At 44.4% G+C, this 18,811-nt stretch carries 11 protein-coding genes and 1 pseudogene; 8 read left to right on the top strand and 4 right to left on the bottom strand.

The features are described from left to right. The first annotated feature begins 6 nt into the window (after positions 1–6). The 8 genes and pseudogenes from HMPREF2904_RS10835 to HMPREF2904_RS10800 all read left to right on the top strand — a co-directional run bounded on the left by HMPREF2904_RS10835 (position 7) and on the right by HMPREF2904_RS10800 (position 13,882). The gene (locus HMPREF2904_RS10835; protein ID WP_070662768.1) at positions 7–1,389 is read left to right on the top strand and encodes a TrkH family potassium uptake protein; all 1,383 of its coding nucleotides are present in this window, start codon (positions 7–9) and stop codon (positions 1,387–1,389) included. Positions 1,390–1,398: 9 nt separating this feature from the next. Next, on the top strand, positions 1,399–2,064 hold the full coding sequence (locus HMPREF2904_RS10830) for a potassium channel family protein (RefSeq protein WP_070662760.1): 666 nt from the start codon (positions 1,399–1,401) through the stop codon (positions 2,062–2,064). Between the two features lie 119 nt (positions 2,065–2,183). Then, positions 2,184–2,929: pseudogene (locus tag HMPREF2904_RS10825) on the top strand (CPBP family intramembrane glutamic endopeptidase). A 147-nt stretch (positions 2,930–3,076) separates the two neighbouring features. Next, positions 3,077–5,308 (top strand): glycoside hydrolase family 31 protein, encoded by a 2,232-nt coding sequence (locus HMPREF2904_RS10820; RefSeq protein WP_070662752.1) that lies wholly within the window; start codon positions 3,077–3,079, stop codon positions 5,306–5,308. 68 nt (positions 5,309–5,376) lie between these two features. Further along, positions 5,377–6,984, top strand: coding sequence for an alpha-glucosidase (locus HMPREF2904_RS10815; RefSeq protein ID WP_070662750.1), 1,608 nt, complete (start codon positions 5,377–5,379; stop codon positions 6,982–6,984). Between the two features lie 590 nt (positions 6,985–7,574). Next, complete coding sequence (metE, locus tag HMPREF2904_RS10810; protein ID WP_049497962.1) at positions 7,575–9,824, top strand: 5-methyltetrahydropteroyltriglutamate--homocysteine S-methyltransferase; 2,250 nt, start codon at positions 7,575–7,577, stop codon at positions 9,822–9,824. Positions 9,825–9,937: 113 nt separating this feature from the next. Further along, positions 9,938–10,813, top strand: coding sequence for a methylenetetrahydrofolate reductase [NAD(P)H] (gene metF / locus HMPREF2904_RS10805; RefSeq protein ID WP_070662748.1), 876 nt, complete (start codon positions 9,938–9,940; stop codon positions 10,811–10,813). Positions 10,814–10,945: 132 nt separating this feature from the next. Continuing rightward, complete coding sequence (locus tag HMPREF2904_RS10800; RefSeq protein WP_070662745.1) at positions 10,946–13,882, top strand: ATP-binding protein; 2,937 nt, start codon at positions 10,946–10,948, stop codon at positions 13,880–13,882. Between the two features lie 143 nt (positions 13,883–14,025). On the opposite strand, the gene hutG is transcribed toward HMPREF2904_RS10800, so the two are convergent. From hutG to HMPREF2904_RS10780, 4 genes are all read right to left on the bottom strand, one after another. Next, a complete protein-coding gene (gene hutG, locus HMPREF2904_RS10795; RefSeq protein WP_070662742.1) occupies positions 14,026–15,018 on the bottom strand; it encodes a formimidoylglutamase in 993 nt (330 codons plus the stop codon). An 82-nt stretch (positions 15,019–15,100) separates the two neighbouring features. Further along, positions 15,101–16,642: a histidine ammonia-lyase gene (gene hutH, locus HMPREF2904_RS10790; protein WP_003008651.1), complete on the bottom strand. Its 1,542-nt coding sequence runs from the start codon at positions 16,640–16,642 to the stop codon at positions 15,101–15,103. A gap of 232 nt (positions 16,643–16,874) precedes the next feature. Then, positions 16,875–18,203 carry an APC family permease gene (locus tag HMPREF2904_RS10785; protein WP_070662739.1) on the bottom strand — a complete coding sequence of 443 codons (1,329 nt, stop codon included), beginning with the start codon at positions 18,201–18,203 and terminating at the stop codon, positions 16,875–16,877. A gap of 21 nt (positions 18,204–18,224) precedes the next feature. Continuing rightward, a complete protein-coding gene (locus tag HMPREF2904_RS10780) occupies positions 18,225–18,803 on the bottom strand; it encodes a HutD/Ves family protein (RefSeq protein ID WP_070662736.1) in 579 nt (192 codons plus the stop codon). Positions 18,804–18,811: the final 8 nt, after the last annotated feature.

Here is an 18,811-nt window from a genome sequence, read left to right as displayed (position 1 = left end):
GAAGCTATGTTAGTCAAATCATTTTTTAAACAATGGCGGGCCAAACTGACTCGCCTATCTCCGGCAAGGCGGATCTTTCTCAGCTTTGCCTTGGTTATCCTGATGGGCTCTCTCTTACTGAGTTTGCCCTTTGTCCAGCAAGTAAGCTCAACAGCAGGCTACATCGACCACCTTTTTACCGCGGTCTCCATGGTCTGTGTGACAGGACTCTTTACCCAGTCGGTGGCTTCGACCTATAATGGCTGGGGGCAATTGATTTGTATGCTCTTGATTCAGATTGGGGGCCTAGGAATTTTGACCTTTATTGGTCTCTTCTTTATGGAAAGTCGCCAAAAGCTCAGTTTCAAGGACCGGCAGACCATTCGGGATAGCTTTAGTTTTAGCAATAACCAAAGTTTGACCCGTTTTGTCCGCTCTATCTTTATTACCACCTTTACCATCGAAGGACTGGGGGCCTTACTCCTCATGACTCGCTTTATTCCTCGATTCGGCTGGGGTCATGGGATCTTTAACTCCATCTTTGTCGCAGTTTCCGCCTTTTGTAATGCAGGTTTTGATAATTTTGGGGGCGATAGTATGATGAGTTTCCAGACCGATTGGTTGGTCAATCTGACCTTATCTGCTCTGATCATTACTGGGGGCTTGGGCTTTATGGTCTGGTTTGACCTAGCCACCAAGGCCCGCAACCAATCTGGACGCCGGACTCTTCGCTTTCATACCAAGGTGGTTCTCTGGTTAACGGCTGCTATTCTTCTGTTTGGGACAGTAACCAGTCTCTTGACAGAGTTTGATAATCCAGCAACGATTGGGTCCCTGCCATTGGGAGAGAAGATTTTGGTCAGCTTCTTCCAAACGGTCAGCATGCGGACAGCTGGCTTTGCCTCACTGGATTATACAGCAGTCCGACCTGTGACACTCTTTGTCTATATCCTCCAGATGTTCCTAGGTGGGGCACCAGGTGGGACAGCAGGAGGGATGAAGATCACCACCTTCTTGGTCTTGATCCTCTTAGCTCGCAAGGAATTGCTCGGGTTGCCTCATACCAACCTAGGCAAACGAACCATCGCACCAGACTTGGTGCAACGTTCTTTGGGCACAGCAGTGATTTTCCAGTTGACCTTTATCCTGGGGCTCTTTGGCCTTTGTCTTGTGACGCCGGATGGTCAACGTTTTCTGTACTTGGTCTTTGAGGTGGTATCGGCTTTAGCGACAGTGGGCGTAACGGCCAATGTGACCTCGACCTTAAATGGAGCAGGGCTGGGGATCATCATGGTGCTCATGTTTATTGGGCGGATCGGCCCCTTGACCCTTATGGTCAGCTTGAACAATTACAAAGCCAAAAAAGCAGATGCCTTGCAATATGCCAAGGCAGACATCATTATCGGATAGGAGAGACTTATGGCAAATCGAACCATTGGAATTCTGGGATTAGGGGTTTTTGGACAGAGTGTCTTAAAAACCCTGCAGGACCAGGATGTGGATATCATTGCAATTGACGATCATGAAGATGTGATCAACCAGTATGAATCTATGATTACAACTGGGATTGTTGGAGACATTACGGAAATGGACCTCTTGGATGCGGCAGATATTGGGAACTGTGACACAGTCGTCATTGCGACGGGAGAAAACTTGGAATCAAGTGTCCTGGCGGTCATGCACTGTAAGGCACTTGGCGTCGAGCACGTCATTGCCAAGGTCAAGAATGAAGTGACCAAGGAAGTCCTTGAGAAGATTGGAGCTGATTTGGTCATCCTACCAGAGGTAGAAGCGGGGATGTCTCTAGCTAAGATGATCCTCTTCCAACACGGGATTGAAGTCTTCCAGTTGGATGAAGCAGTGGTGGTGGCTGAGTTTACGGTTCCAGCTAGCTGGGTAGGAAAAAGCCTTCAGGACTTGGCTGTCAGAGAGGAGTACCATCTCAATATTATCGGCTATCGAGATGCGGAAGACCAACCGCTTCATATTCAGATTGGTCCCGACTTTATCTGGCCTGAAGGGGTGCGCGTGATGGCAGTGACAGACAACCAGTATCTGGATAGAATCCAAGATTTGTTAGACTAATGGTGTAATGGAAACGGCCCAAAGGTCGTTTTTTTCTCTAGGTTAACTCTTCTTTAAGCATTGATTGCTAAAGTAAGAGAAACAAAAATACTTCCATTGTGGGAATAGAAGGATGAAAGATGACATTTTTTAACAGGATACGACCCAAACAGCCCTTAAAAGAGCTCAAATGGTTTGATATTGGTATTGTGACGGCCATTCTCTTTGGGCAATTCATTGTCCGCTCGACCCAGCTGTTTTTAGCCAGTTTTCAGCCAGTCGCGCCTACAAGCAGTAGCAATACTGCAAGTGAAGGGGCTGCTTATTCCAGCAATATGACCTTGCAGTTGATCTTGCTGGCTCTAGCCCTTCTTTACTTGCTGCTCCGTCGCTTTGATTTTAAACAATTGCCGATCCGTTTCAAGTGGTCCACCTTGATCTGGGTACTCCTGCTCTTTGCAGCGATGGGACTTTTTGGGATGTAATCTCAACGGTTTCGGGTGAATACAATTACCTAAGTCCGAGTCTTTGGCCTTTTATCGATCCTATGCAGATCCTCCATAAGTTCATGGCTCTGAGTCCCATGGCAATTGCTTATGGCTTACTCAATGGATTTTATGAAGAATTTTTCTTTTTGGGCTTAATGACTTCGGTAAGTGAGAAGAACAAGTGGAAGGCGCTGGCCTTTTCAACCCTGATCCGCTTTTCTTTCCACACCTATCAAGGGCTTCTCTGGGCCCTTGTGATTGGCGTCATTTATGGACTCTTTTATTACGTCATGTACAAGAAGGTCGTCAAGAATCTCTTGCCATTTTTCCTCATGCATGCCTTGGCAGATATGTTTGGCTCGAGTCTCATGTATCTCTTGATCGATTGGGGAAGTTGATCTTATAAAATTTTAGGAAAGGCTTTGTCAAGTGTTGACAGGCCTTTTTTTGAGTGCTATAGTAAAAACGTAAGCGCTTACCTAGTAAGTCGGAGCAGATGAAAAGAGGGCGAGTCAGATGCCCCATAAAAAGAGGAGGACAGACAAATGGCAGGACCAGTGATAGAGGGAGAAAACTATCGGATCTCCGTATTAACGGAATCTTTGGTGCGCTTGGAATACTCAGAGGATGGTGTTTTTGAAGATGGTCAGACGCAGGTTGTACAACATCGAGACTTTGGACCTGTTGCCTGTGAGGTCGTAGAGACAGAAGAGGTTCTCGATCTTCATACAGAGCATCTCCACCTCCATTTTGAAAAGGGACCTTTTGCACCGGATCGGCTTTTTATTGAGCTCAAGGGTCAGTATGCAGTCTATGGGAGCCGGTGGCACTATGGAGATCAGCCGGAGACCTTAAAGGGGACCAGTCGGACGCTTGACGAGGTCGATGGGGCTATGGAGTTGCAAGATGGGATCTTGAGCAAGGCCGGTTATGCTTTTTTAGACGATTCTGCTTCCTACTTGTATGATGACGAAAGCGGCTTTAGAGCACGGTCCTATCCAGAAGTGGATCTGTATTTCTTCGGTTATGGACGCGATTATCTAGGTGCCTTAAAAGATTTTTACCATCTGACAGGACAGCCACCCCTCTTGCCACGTTATGCTCTGGGAAACTGGTGGAGTCGCTATTGGCCTTATACCAGTCAGGAGTACACAGATTTGATGGATCGTTTCAAAGCAGAAGGGGTGCCTCTTGCAGTCAGTGTGATCGATATGGACTGGCACAAGACGGCGATTCCTGCTCGCTTTGGAAGTGGTTGGACTGGCTATAGTTGGAACCGGGATTTGATTCCTGATCCAGCTACCTTCTTAAATGGCCTGCATGAGCGTGGTTTAAAGGTGACCTTAAATGTCCATCCGGCAGATGGAATTCGCGCCTTCGAAGATGCTTATCCCATGGTCGTAAAACGCTTGGGACTGGATGCTGAAAAAGAAGAAGCAGCTAGCTTTGACTTTTATAGTCCAGCCTTTCGCGAAGCTTATTTCGAAGATGTTCACCATCCTTTGGAAGATCAAGGAGTGGATTTTTGGTGGATTGATTGGCAGCAAGGTAGTCATGGCAAGATGGATCCCCTTTGGTTGTTAAATCACTATCATTATCTAGACAATTGCCGAAAAGGCCAAGCTGGTCTCATCTTATCGCGTTATGGGGGTCCTGGTAGTCATCGGTATCCGATTGGTTTTTCAGGGGACACTATTGTGACTTGGGAATCCCTAGCCTTTCAACCCTATTTTACCAGCACAGCTTCTAATATCGGCTACACCTGGTGGAGTCATGATATCGGTGGCCATATGCGGGGCTACTATGATGAAGACTTGGCGCTTCGCTGGTTGCAGTTTGGGGTTTTTAGCCCGATCAATCGTCTCCATAGTTCTTGCAATGTCTTTAACAGCAAGGAACCGTGGTTTTACTCGCCTGAGACCTGTCGCTTGATGAAGCAGTATTTGCGCCTGCGCCATAGCCTACTACCTTATCTCTATACCATGAATGTGGCGACACACGAAGAAGGGCTACCTTTGGTTCAACCCCTCTATTACCACTATCCAAACGAAGAAGAGGCTTATGAAGCGAAGAATCAATATTTCTTTGGCAGTGAACTCATGGTGGCACCGATTACCGAAGCGCTGGATCCGGTCTTTCATAGTTCTTCTGTGAGCGTTTGGTTCCCAGATGGCGTTTGGTATGATTTATTCCATGACTGGAAGTATGAAGGAAAAGGCAAGCTCACAATCTATAGAGGTAGAGAGGATATTCCAGTCTTTGCACGTGCAGGAGCCATCATCCCTATGGATGCACAAGCACAGACAGGAGTGGAACTTCCAGAAATGCTGGACTGGCATCTCTTCCCAGGTGACAATCGTTCTTTCGTACTCGTCGAAGGAGAAGGAGCTAGCAAGGTTGAAACCCGCCTAACAGTCGATTGGGATGAAAGAAGGATTAGGATGGATCTGTCAGGTGATCTAGCCTTGCTTCCTGAAAAGAGACAGCACCGTTTCTTGCTCCATACCTTTGAGGCAGCCCCTATCTTAGTGGACAATCAAAGTCAGGAAATTGCGATGGGTGAACTGCAATCGCATCCTATTGCTAAAGAAGATCGGATGTTTGAGCTCTTAAAATCTGCCAACCTGGCCTACGATAGGAAAAACGAATTATTTGCGGCTTGTTCAAGAGCCAAGGATTGGAAACAGTTGATGAAGATCATCACGCCTTTGGAGGAAGGCTTGCGCCAACGTCTCTTTGAAGTGATTTATTCCAGTGAAGAGAATGAAGACTTGTAAATTCTTGCAATTTCACCCCTATTTTTGTATGATGAAAGTGATTTCACAATCATAAAGGAGAAGAAAAAATGGAACAAAAATGGTGGCATAACGCCGTAATTTACCAAGTTTATCCAAAAAGTTTCAAGGATAGTAATGGCGATGGCATCGGGGATCTCAAGGGGATCACGAGCAAGCTAGACTATCTGGAAAAGCTAGGGATTACAGCCATCTGGCTCTCACCAGTCTACAAGAGTCCCATGGATGATAACGGCTATGACATCTCGGATTACGAGGATATTGCCTCCATCTTTGGTACCATGGAAGATATGGAAGAATTGATCGCAGAAGGTCAGAAACGCAAGATCAAAATCATCATGGACTTGGTGGTCAACCATACCTCTGATGAACATGCTTGGTTTATCGAGGCACGTGAAAACCCAGACAGTCCAAAGCGGGATTTCTATATTTGGCGCGATGAGCCCAATGGCATTATTTCAGCTTTTAGTGGCTCTGCTTGGGAATTCGATGAAGCTTCTAGCCAATACTACCTGCATAACTTTAGTAAGAAGCAACCAGACCTCAACTGGGAAAGCGAGGAGCTCCGTCATCAGATCTATGACATGATGAATTTTTGGATTGACAAGGGAATTGGTGGTTTCCGTATGGATGTGATCGATATGATCGGTAAGATCCCAGATCAGGAAATCATCAGCAATGGTCCCATGCTCCATCCTTACTTGAAGGAAATGAATCAAGCGACCTTTGGCGATAAGGATCTGCTCACGGTGGGAGAAACTTGGGGGGCGACTCCAGAGATTGCCAAGCAATACTCCAATCCGAAAAATCAAGAATTGTCCATGGTTTTCCAATTTGAACACATCGGCCTTCAATACCAACCGGGGCAACCAAAATGGCACTACGCGAAGGAATTGGATGTGCCTAAATTGAAGGAAATTTTCACCAAGTGGCAGACGGAATTAGGAGAAGAGGAAGGCTGGAATTCCCTCTTTTGGAACAACCACGATTTGCCACGGATTGTGTCAACTTGGGGGGATGATGGGGACTATCGTGTCAAATCTGCCAAGGCTTTAGCGATTCTGCTTCACTTGATGAAGGGAACTCCTTATATCTATCAAGGGGAAGAAATCGGGATGACCAATTATCCATTTAAGAGTCTTGAGGACGTAGAAGATATTGAGTCGATCAACTATGCTCATGAAGCCTTAGAAAAAGGGGTTCCGCTCGAAGTGATCATGGATCAAATCCGCCATATTGGTCGGGACAATGCCCGGACACCGATGCAGTGGAATGATGAAGCAGAAGCTGGCTTTACGACAGGTCATCCATGGCTTGCGGTCAACCTAAACTACAAAGAGATCAATGTGGAGGCTGCCCTAGCAGATCCAGACTCTATTTTCTATACCTACCAAGCCCTCATTGCTTTGAGAAAAGAGTACCCTTGGCTTGTGACCGCTGATTATGAATTGGTGGACGCAGCAGACAAGGTTTTTGCCTACAAGCGGGTAGAAGGAGAGCAAGCCTATCTGGTGGTTGTCAATCTCTCCAGTCAAGAGCAAGACTTACCGCTCGTCAATGGGGTTGAAGAGGTTCTCATTGCCAATACCAAGGTAGAACAAGTCCTCGAATTAGGCAAGTTGGCTCCTTGGGATGCCTTCTGTGTCAAATTAGCCTAATAAAAGTAAGAAAAATAGAGGAAATTACTTCCTCGTAGAAGCAGGTCTTTCTCAGTAGAGAAGGCCTGTCGGATTGGGAACGACGTTATCTAAAAAACTTTCCTTAGGTGAGGACGGACGTCAGCGAACTTCTACGAAGTTCCAAGACTAATTATTGAGCCTTAGGTCTCAATAATTCCGAGTGCTAGAAACAATAGTATTTCTAGCACTTTTCTCACGGCGGAAAGTTTCAGTAGATGATAGAATCATTCTAACGAATACATTTTTATAGAATTTCTTAGATTTGTAAACAGAAGCAATTTGTTTATGCTTGCACAGGTCTTTCTCGATAGAGAAGGCCTGCTTTGCTTTTTAGGGGCTGTTCTTCTAGCAGAATCCGCTCAAAATCCGCTCAAAAATGGTTTTGGGGATGCTTGGGTTATAGGAAATATTTATAAGGAGTCCTAGTTTTTACTTTTAATTTCTGGTCTCAAAGCCCATTAAATCTGTGTTATAGTTTTTGGCTATATCAAAATTCGTGTAAAAGCAATTATACAAGACGGCTATCTTCTGATATGATAGTGTCAATTAGAATTTTTGGAGGACACAACATGTCAACTACAATTATCGGTTTCCCACGTTTGGGTGAATTCCGTGAATTAAAATTTACAACTGAAAAATACTTTAGAAAAGAAATCTCAGCAGACGAGCTCTTGGCAGCTGCTAAAGACTTGCGTGCTAAACACTGGAACATTGTTAAAGAACAAGGCATCTCAGAGATTCCTTCAAATGACTTCTCACACTACGACAATTTCCTTGATGCAGCCTTCCTTTTCAACGTCGTGCCTGCATCTGTTCAAAACTTGGATTTGACAGACCTTGAACAATACTTCGCTTTGGCGCGTGGTTACCAAGGTGAAAAAGGGGATGTTCGTGCCCTTCCAATGAAAAAATGGTTCAACACCAACTACCATTACATCGTTCCTAAATTTGAAAAAACAACAGAAGTGAAATTGGCTGGTCACAAGATTTTTGATGAGTACCAAGAAGCCAAAGAATTGGGGATCAACACTCGTCCAGTAGTTGTTGGACCATTCACATTCCTTCAATTATCTGACTTTGAAGATGGTGTGAAAGCTGAGGACTTCGTAGACAGCTTGGTTGCTGCTTACCAAGAAGTTTTTGCCAAATTGGCTGAGCTTGGTGCGACTCGTATTCAACTCGATGAGCCAGCTCTTGTTAAAGATTTGACAGCTGAAGAAAAAGCTCTCTTCTTGAACCTCTACAACAAACTCTTGGCTGACAAGAAAGGTCTTGAAGTCTTGATCCAAACTTACTTTGGTGATGTTCGTGATGTCTACAATGACCTTGTAAACTTGCCAGTAGATGGTATCGGTCTTGACTTTGTTGAAGGGAAGAAAACACTTGAATTGGTGAAAGGTGGCTTCCCAGCTGATAAGACCCTTTATGCTGGTATTGTGAATGGGAAAAACATCTGGCGCAATAACTATGAAAAGAGCTTGGAAATCTTGGATCAAGTTCCAGCTGAAAAGGTTGTCTTGACGACTTCTTGCTCCCTTCTTCATGTGCCATTTACAACGGCTAACGAAGATTTTGAACCAGCTATTTTGAACCACTTCGCCTTTGCGGTTGAAAAATTGGGTGAATTGCGTGACTTGGATGCCATCCGTAACGGTCAAGGTGCAGAAGCTCTTGCTGCCAACAAAGAACTCTTTGCAACTGAACGTGTCGGAGCAAATGCTGAACTTCATGCTCGTATCGCAGCTTTGACAGAAGCAGACTATACTCGTTTGCCAGCTTTCGCAGAACGGGAAGAAATCCAAAAAGAAGCCTTCAAGCTTCCAGCACTTCCAACAACTACCATCGGTTCATTCCCTCAAACTAAGGAAGTACGTGCTAAACGTTTGGCCTTCCGTAAGGGTGAATTGACACAAGAAGAATACGATGCTTTTCTTGCTGAAACGATCGACGAATGGATCAAATGGCAAGAAGAAGTTGGATTTGACGTACTGGTACACGGTGAATTCGAGCGTAACGACATGGTTGAGTACTTCGGTCAAAACTTGTCCGGTTACCTCTTCTCTAAAAACGGATGGGTACAATCATACGGTATGCGTGGGGTGAAACCACCAATCATCTGGGGAGATGTGACTCGTCTCAACCCAATCACTGTGAAATGGTCTAGCTACGCACAAAGCCGTACAGACAAACCTGTTAAAGGGATGTTGACTGGACCTGTGACCATCCTTAACTGGTCATTCCCACGTGAAGATATCTCTATCAAGGATTCTACTCTTCAAATCGCTCTTGCTATCAAGGATGAAGTTCTTGACCTTGAAGCTGCAGGCGTGAAAATCATCCAAATCGACGAGGCTGCTCTTCGTGAAAAATTGCCACTTCGTCGTAGCGACTGGTACGAAGATTACCTTGACTGGGCGATTCCAGCTTTCCGTTTGGTACACTCAACTGTAGCGCCAGATACTCAAATCCACACTCACATGTGTTACTCAGAATTTACAGATATCATCCCAGCGATCGATAACTTGGATGCGGACGTTATCTCATTTGAGGCTAGCCGTTCAAACCTTGAAATCTTGGATGAGTTGAAAGCGAAAAACTTCCAAACAGAAGTTGGACCTGGGGTTTACGATATCCACTCACCACGTGTCCCACAAGACGGTGAAATTGATCATACTATCGAAGCAATCTTGGCTAAAGTACCAAGTGGCAAAGTTTGGATCAACCCTGACTGTGGTTTGAAGACTCGCGGAATTAAAGAAACAAAAGAAAGCTTGATCAAGCTGGTTAATGCCGCTAAAGAAGCGCGTGAACACTTGTAAGAAATGTTTCGAGGACCTTCTATCATCGTGTAGAGGGTTTTCGAATCGTTCCCTTATCCTAGAAATAGTGGCTCAGAGTTCTTGATCAACGAAACAAAAGAAAAGGATAGAATATGTCACAACACACACCGTCTCTGTCATTTGAAGTTTTCCCTCCAAATCCTGAAGTAGGCAATGCCAAGCTCTTACGTGCCTTGGCAAATATGCAGGAGTTAGCCCCTCACTTCATTAGTGTGACCGCTAGCAATAATAAATACAATATCAAAGAGACGACGGTTGCTTTAGCCAATTACATTCAAAATGAATTGTCTATTCCGACAATTGCTCACTTGCCAGCAGTCTATTTGAGCAAGGAAAAAGTGGCGGATACTCTTCATGAGTTAGATGAAGTCGGGGTTCATCGGATCTTGGCTCTGCGTGGGGATATTATCCCTGGTGTGGAACCTCTAAAAGACTTTCGTTATGCAACGGATCTGATTGAATTTATCAAAACAGAAGCGCCCCATTTTGAGGTAATTGGTGCCTGCTATCCTGAGGGACATCCGGATTCGCCCAACCAAATTTCAGATATTCAAAATCTTAAAAAGAAGGTAGATGCAGGATGCTCTAGTTTGGTCACTCAACTTTTCTTTGACAATGAGCGTTTCTATGATTTTCAAGATAAGTGTACTTTAGCTGGGATCAATGTTCCTATTCATGCAGGAGTGATGCCGATTCTCAATCGCAATCAGGCCCTTCGTCTCCTTAAGACTTGTGAAAATGTTCATATTCCACGGAAGTTTAAAGCGATTTTAGACAAGTATGAGCATGATCCAGAATCCCTTCGCGCAGCTGGTTTAGCTTATGCAGTCGATCAAATCGTTGATTTGGTCACTCAAGATGTGGCAGGTGTCCACCTTTACACCATGAACAATGAAGATGTCGCTTACCACGTCTACCAAGCAACAAAGGCGTTATTTGATCATCAACCGAATTTTGAAGGGAATTAATCAACACTTTTAGTAGGAAGTGTAGAGATTGAGAAAGAATCGTTCTCAATCTCTTTTTAGTTGGTTAAATCACTTGCTAAAAGCCAACTTTTTTTTTATAGTATAACTATGATGATTTTGGAGGCGCTTGCAATGAAGAAAGATCTCACGTTAAAGTTATTTGGACCCCCTAAGGTTGTTTTCAATCAGAAAACTATTCGGTTTTCTTTTTCGAAGATGGAGGCCTTGCTTTATTATTTAGCGGTCATGGGCCAAGTCAACCGTGATGAAATCGCCGGTATCCTTTGGGGAGATAAGGAAAACCAAGTAGCTCGCAAAAACTTACGGAATACGGTTTACCAAGCCAATAAAATCTTTGAAGGAGATATCATTGTCTCACCAAGCAGAAGTAGTTTGGCTCTTAATCCTGAGTTGAGTCTTTCTTTGGATGTTCAGCTCTTTGAAAGAGATCCACTAAGTGCCTTGGATCTTTATCGGGGAGACTTTCTAGAGGGCTTCTATGTCAAGGATGATGAAGACTTTGACCAGTGGGCTTCTCGCAAACGAGATGCTTATAGGAAGCTCTATGTCGAAAGTTGCTATCAAAAAATTGAGCAGGTCGGTTTTGCAGATCCTAGTATAGAACTCTTGCTCCATCATTTGGTAGAGCTGGATGAATTTGAAGAGAAAAACTACCAGCTCTTGATGGAGTATTATAGCTTCCATCATCAGCTAGGAAAATTTTTTGAAACCTATTATAAGCTAGTCGATTTATTGGATCGCGAGCTCAGTGTGCGTCCCAGTCGAGCAATTGAGGAACTTTATCACTCGGTTTTGGAAGCCAAACGAACTCATAAACTGAGTCATCGCTTAAATATCCATGAACTTCCCTTTTTTGGTCGGAAACAAGAACTCTCACAACTCGAGGAATACCTTTCCTTAGTCGAGACGGGTGAGGCGGTAGGCCCTTTTCTCGTGATGGGGCAATCTGGAACAGGTAAGAAACGTCTGTTGCGGCAGTTGGTCTTGATGTCCAATCGCAGTTTTAATTTTATCAAGGTGGAAGGAAAAGCTACTAGTCAACGATACGAAGGAAGCACCTGGAATGATCTCAGACAAGCGCTAGAGAAACTGGGGGATGAGATGGGGATTTCCCTTCTGGAAGAGGAGGATGATCTCATTTCTGTATGGAATCAGCTTCAGGGCCTTAGCAAAGAAAAACCGCTCCTGATTCTGCTTGAAAACGCCCAGTGGATTGATGCAGTGTCTCTAGAAAAAGTGAAACAACTAGAGGAAAGAAGAAACCAGGAGAAATGGCAACTAATTTTTACAGCTGAAGAGCCTCTGCCAGCTTCCTTCGTCAACTTCTTGGGGAGCTTGAAGGTAGAGAAAAGGCTGTCTCAACTAGAGTTGACCAATTTTGATCCAAGTGAAAGTCGTGCTCTCTTGAAAGGGGAACTGGGAGCAATAGAGCCTGCAGTGATGGAGCAGATGGTCGAATGGAGTGAAGGCAGTCCGTTCTTTCTGTCCAGCTATATCGAAGAGTGGAAAGAAAATGAAAATTTAGAACCCTTGCCTGATATCATTCAAGCCTATCTTTCTCAGGAGCTTGGGGATATGAGCAGTGAGGAAGAGGCTCTTCTACACTACCTATCTTGTTTTCATAAGCCAATTTCTCTGTCTATCTTGGCAGAATTGACGGCTACAGAGCTTCCTGTTTTGACAGAATTAATCGAGCCTTTATCTGAAAGAGCGATCGTCTCAATCGTAGAAGAAGGAGAGGCTCTCATGGTTCAATTCTGCAAGCAATTGGTAGCCATGTACTTTTACCATCTTCTTTCGCCAGCTAGACGGCGGCTCTTCCACCAACAAATTGCGCAAAAATTGGAAGAAACCTTAGAAGATTCGACGGACCTTCTTCTTTATAAGGAAATTGCCTACCAATACAAACAATCCCAAAATCTTTTGCGTTCCATATCTTTTGAGTTGACCTATTTAGAAGAAATCCTTCAGCTGGAGCATGAGCTGTTTCCGATTTATTCCAAGGTAGATGAGGGGTTCCTATCAGATGGTACAAATAGCCATTTGGACATTTTTGGAGAGCTATCCCGCATTCGCCAAGAATTAGATAACCTCTTTTCAAGGCACCAAAGAGATAGAGAATACAAGTATTTACAACTGCGTTACTTATACCTAGAAGGTCGCTATTTTATTCGGAGTGGTGAGTATCAAAAGGGCATTCATGATATCCAAAAAGTTATCTCCTATGCGCGGGAACTTAAGCAATCCGACTTCCTCTTAGAGGGTTATCGGCAAATCATTTATTATTGCATTCAAACGGAGAATATCTCTGAGATGGCCTATTATACAGATTTAGCTTTGGAAGATGCCATCCAAGCTAATAATCATGAGGTCATCGCGATCCAGTTGCGTTTGAAGGGCTTGTATCACCTGATGGTTGGGGATGAGGAGCAGGCGACCCGGCATCTGTATCGCTCCATTGATTGCTTTAGTTTAACCAATAGCATGCAGGCCAAGTATGCCATTCAAATTGCGGCTTCTTTGGCCTATCTCGCTGAAATAGAGCAAATTAGAGGCCATTTCCAAGTGGCAGTCACCCACTTAGAAGAGGTTCTGCGTTTGGTGGGAGATCAAGCTGTTGATTCCGTCCGTGTCGTCTTTGATATTGATCTTGGGATCGCCTATTATTGGAAGGGAGATTTGATTCAAGCTCGCCGCTGTTTTGACAGAGCTCAGAAGATTTTGTCCAGTGTTCGTTTCCCTTGGAAGGAAGAATTGCTCGAATTTTATCAATCCTTGATCGCCTGTCAGCAAGGAGATCAAGAAAAGGTTGCGGATTATCTGGCTCGAAAAGAAAGGACGATGAATCCATCTGCCAATTCACGGGATAAGGGGATGGTTCATTATCTATTAGCTTACTTATCTGATCAAAAGGAGAGAGGAGAAGAGCTTGCTCCTGCCTTGAGTGCCTTCTTGAAAGAAGATAAGAATTACTACAAGAAGGTAGCAGAGCAACACTTGAATCCCTACAGAGATCGTCAGTTTCTTAAGAAATTAAAAGACCTGTAGTGTCTCTTGCCTAAATCATAAGAGAGGGCTAAGTGGCCTGTCCTCCTTTCAGGCAAAAATCGTTGTGTCTGAAAATGAAGAAAAAGCATAGAAACACCCTAGTAATGGGTGTTTCTATGCTTTTTATGTGTGTAGAAATCTTCCTAGTTCAGTTTTTGTTGCGCCAATATTTGGGTCAAGTAAAAGATAAAGGTCGCAGCAAGATTTGAAGTATGGTTATCAATGTCATGAGGAGGAGAAACTTCCACGACATCAAATCCGATTAGCTTGCCACTAGCAGCAATGTGTTGGAGAAGCAGAAGGGCTAGTTTAGGATCGACACCAAGTGATTGGATGGCGCTAACACCAGGAGCAGAGCCGACCGCAAAGCAATCCATATCAATAGACAGATAGATCGCGGTTTGGTTTCCTAAAAATTGATCGATTCGATCCAGAATGGCTTGGTGGCTCATCTGGAAGAGATCTTGGCCAGTTAAAAAATCAATGCTTGGTGTTTTAGCAACGTAATTAAAGAGGAAGAGGTTATTATTGTGCTCTTGGATCCCCAGGATGAGGTAAGGGAAGTCCTGACCTTTTTCTTTAGCATGATCAGCCATTTGACGAAAACCTGTTCCAGAATTGGGACCGGTTTGGTCGTAAGGTCGCAAATCAAAGTGGGCATCCAGATTGATCACAGCCAGTTGTTCATCTTTTTCTAAACTGGATTGAATCCCTAGATAGTGGCCGTAAGCAGTTCCGTGACCGCCTCCTAGGACAATGGGTTGGATCCCTAATTGGTACATGCGCTGGATCGCTTGTGAGAGACTATCTTGGAGTTCTTCTAGTGAATGGTTAGGCCCGTCAATATTTCCCACATCATACACTGTCACATTGGTTCCCCAGTGCCATGGAAGTTTAGCGATTTGAGAACGGATGGCTGTAGGACCCTCGACTGCTCCTACACGCCCATTATTGATATAGACTCCTTTGTCGCTCTTAAAGCCGATGATCCCAAAGGTCATACCCTCAAATGGAGTGAGGGTCTCGTCGTTTAGGTCTAAAAATTTGGTGACCATTCCCCATTTGGCCGTGTAGGGATTGTCCTCGATGCTACCTTGGTAGTAGCTGTAGGTCATTGGATAGTAGTTTGTGAGCAAGCTTGTCGCCTCCCTTATTTTTCTGAAAGCAGGCAGAGGCTGAGAAGATCGCCAGCCTCTGTTTTGCTTTATTCTTACTGTATCAGTATTGAATGCTTAAGTCAACTGCTTTTTCGATGGTTGCTAAGAATTCTTCGCTTTCGACAACAGCAGATGCTTTATTAAGTTCTTCAAAGATTTCGATATCTTTGTCAAATTCAATGAAGTTCAGTTTTTGACGAATCAGCTCATAAGCTGGTTTTGTACCTTTACCAAGTTCATGATTTTCTGGCTTGAGATCCAAGGCTTGGCAAGCTGCCATGATTTCAGTAGCAACGATGCGACGTGAGTTTTTAAGAATTTCTGCTGCTTTACGAGCGGCAGTCGTTCCCATGCTGACGAAATCTTCTTGGTTTTCACAAGATGGAATAGAATCGACACTAGCAGGGTGAGCCAAAATTTTATTTTCCGATGCAAGGGATGCACAAGCATACTGGGTAATCATGAAGCCTGAGTTGAGTCCAGGGTGTTTGACCAAGAAGGATGGTAATTTACTGAGTTGGCTGTTGACCAAGCGTTCCACCCGACGTTCAGATACGTTCCCAATTTCAGAAAGGGCAATGCCTAAGAAGTCAAATGGTTGCGCCATTGGTTCACCGTGGAAGTTACCTCCTGAGATGACGTGTCCTTCTTTGGTAATGATTGGGTTATCTGTGACAGAGTTGATTTCGATTTCAACTTTTTCTTTTACGTAAGCAATAGAATCCTTGCTGGCTCCATGTATTTGAGGGATACAGCGAAGTGTATAAGGATCTTGTACCCGTTGTTGAGTCGCAACAGTGGTATTCTTGCTTCCTTCAAGAAGGTTACGGATGTTGCGAGCAGTTGCCAATTGTCCACTTTGTGGGCGGATGGAATGAAGGTCTTCTTCGAATGGACTGGTAATTCCATTGTGAACTTCCATTGAGAGAGCACCAGCGATATCAGAGAGTTTGAGCAATTGGATACCATCATAAGTCGCAAGAGCACCGATACCGGTTAGGACAGTCGTACCATTGATCAAGGCAAGCCCTTCTTTGGCTGCTAATTGGATCTTTTCAATTCCAGCACGATCTAAGGCTTCTTGACCACTGAGAAGTTCTCCTTTGTAGTAGGCGCGTCCAAGACCCAACATTGGTAAAACCATATGAGCAAGTGGTGCTAAGTCTCCAGAAGCTCCGAGAGAGCCTTTTTCAGGGATATAAGGAGTGACTCCTTTGTTGAGCAATTCTAACAGTTTTTCAACAGTTGACAGACGAATGCCAGAATAACCTTTCAAGAGTGAGTTGATACGGATCAGCATGATGGCACGAACGGCATCTTCAGGAAGTGGATCACCGAAGCCAGATGAGTGAGTTCGGATCAGGTTTTCTTGCAGTTGAACAGTATCTTCTGGAGAGATGCTGACATTACAGAGGGAACCAAAGCCAGTGGTTACACCATAGACGACTCGTTTTTCACGGACAATGTCATCAACGATTTTACGGGATGCGATAACGGCTTCTTTGGCTTGTTCATCAAGCTCACATTGGGCACCGTGCCGAGCTACAGCGATGACTTCTTCGAGTGTTAAGCTATTACCATCTAAATGAATCAATTGAGTCATATAAAACCTCCGATTATGAATAGTTGTTCTGTGGAAGTAGTGTTGTTTACTTCGGTTTGAATACCAAACATGGGCCCATTGTCTATTGATCTTAAGAAATTTGAGAAGAGTCTTAGAGAAAAGGGCTCAGGTTTGACATTCGTGGAGTCCTAGATGGGTTAGGGAGCAAAACCGAGCTTCGCTCCCGTCTCTGTTCCCATCTACTGTGTAAAGAAAATTAGTGAGGAAGGGCTTAAGATTTGTGTAGTTTATCACCGTGGAAAACAAAGTAGAGTCCACTTGCAATCACGAGACCGATGGCCCCCCAAACAAAGTTCATTAGGTTGTCCCCTGCAATCATCAAGATACTAATGACAACAGCTAGAACTGGGATAACGGGACCAAATGGTACTCGGAAGGTAACCTTTTTGTCTGGGTACATTTTTCTGAGTTTGATGGCTGCCAAAGCAGTTGGAATGTATTGGAAGAAACGGAAGACAACACTGAATGTTGCTAATGATTCGAAAGAGCCGGATAACAAGAGTAAGAAAGCGAAGATACCAGAGATGATAATGGCAATGACAGGGGCATTCTTAGAGTTTGTTTTTCCAAGCCCTTCTGGTAAGAGTTTTTCAGTTGCTAATGCGGCACCAAAACGAGGGACCATGATGGATTCACCGATGTTTAGACCGGCGATTGAAATGAGGGCTCCGTAAGAAACGAGTGGAGCTCCGATAGGGCCAATCATTTCGACAAATGCGTCTTGTACTGGTGCACCGGTTTGCATAATGCGACCACCAAGCATGGCGATTGTTCCAGCGATGATCAACATGTAGAGAACAGATACAATACTGATAGAACCTAGAATAGCGCGGGGAACATTCTTTTCAGGGTTGCGCATTTCCCCTGCAACGATAGACATGGTTTCAAATCCGATGAAACCGTAGAAGATGTAGACGGCTGTACTAGAAATAGAACTGAAGAGGTTTGTTCCACTTTCCAATTGAAGGAAAGGTGTGAAGTTGCCTTTGCTCACGCCACCGGAAATGAAGAAGATGGCAAAGAGTGAGAAGAGGACAATTGGAATTAATTTTGCAACAGTAGCTGTCAGAGTAAACATCTTAGAGGTTTTCAGACCGGCAATGTTCATCAGACTCAAGAGAATCAGCATACCGATACTGATCGGAAGGTTGTAGCCTTCAAATGCTGGGAAGGTGATGATGAAGATCTTAGCAAAGCCTGCTAACATGGCAGCCCAAGCGATAACAGTAACGGCCCAACCGAGAATCCCAACGTTAAAGCCAACGAAGTCTCCGAAAGCGGCTTTTGAGTATTGCATGGCTCCACCGTTTTTGTCGAAGTAGCCAGCTGTTTCAGCCAGACAGGCTGATAGTAGCATGACGAGAATGGCAACCCCGAACATGACAGCTAGAGAAGCTGGTCCGAGGCCAGAATAAATTTTTTGAGGGAGGAGGAAGATACCAGAACCGATTACGGCGTTGATACCGTAAAGAGTGGCACCGCTAAAGCTGAATTTCGCTTTTTCTTGTTCCTCAATCGACTGTTTATGTGCTCCGTTCATAATGTTTCTCCTTTGTGAACATTATTGTAGTTCAGTCCAGATAGCAATCGGTTGCTCCCCAGACTGATGGGGTAAAAACGTGATTGTCATCTCTTGAAGAGGAGATGCTTGTTCGATCACCAGGAGCTCGTGAGTTTGGAGAGTTTGAGAATGATTGTTTCCCCATTCGAGTGTTAGTGGACAGAGAGCGTAGATCAATTGATAGCGACTCTGACTTTTGACACTCTCTTTTGGGGATATAGCACTCATATGCCCCTGATAAGAAGGTTTGTAAATCAAATTAAAGTCTTGACAAGTCCCTTTGCTAGATACAGGATCTCCCCCATCAAAGAAGTAGCTTTGAAAGGGGTTCAAAACCACTTCTTTATGGTGATGGGTGAGCCTAATGGAGGCATTCAAGGGCATCAAGATTCGGCGGTAGCCCGTGAGATCGGTAAAGTTACTTTTTTCAACCTCTACTGTTGCAGTAGAGAGGCGGAAGTCAAAGGTCCGATCTGGATAGCTTCCTCCCTCTGGGGAGAGAAAGAGTTGGGTGGTTTGGCCACCGGACCAGGTAGAAATTTGATAATCTGCGGGGGTAAGATGAAGGAGAGTCACCATAGGACGCC

Source organism: Streptococcus sp. HMSC072G04 (genome assembly GCF_001813295.1).
In the GTDB taxonomy this organism is placed as follows: Bacteria; Bacillota; Bacilli; order Lactobacillales; family Streptococcaceae; genus Streptococcus.
Note: the sequence above shows the minus strand (reverse complement) of the source record. Positions and strands in the feature narration are given on the sequence as shown.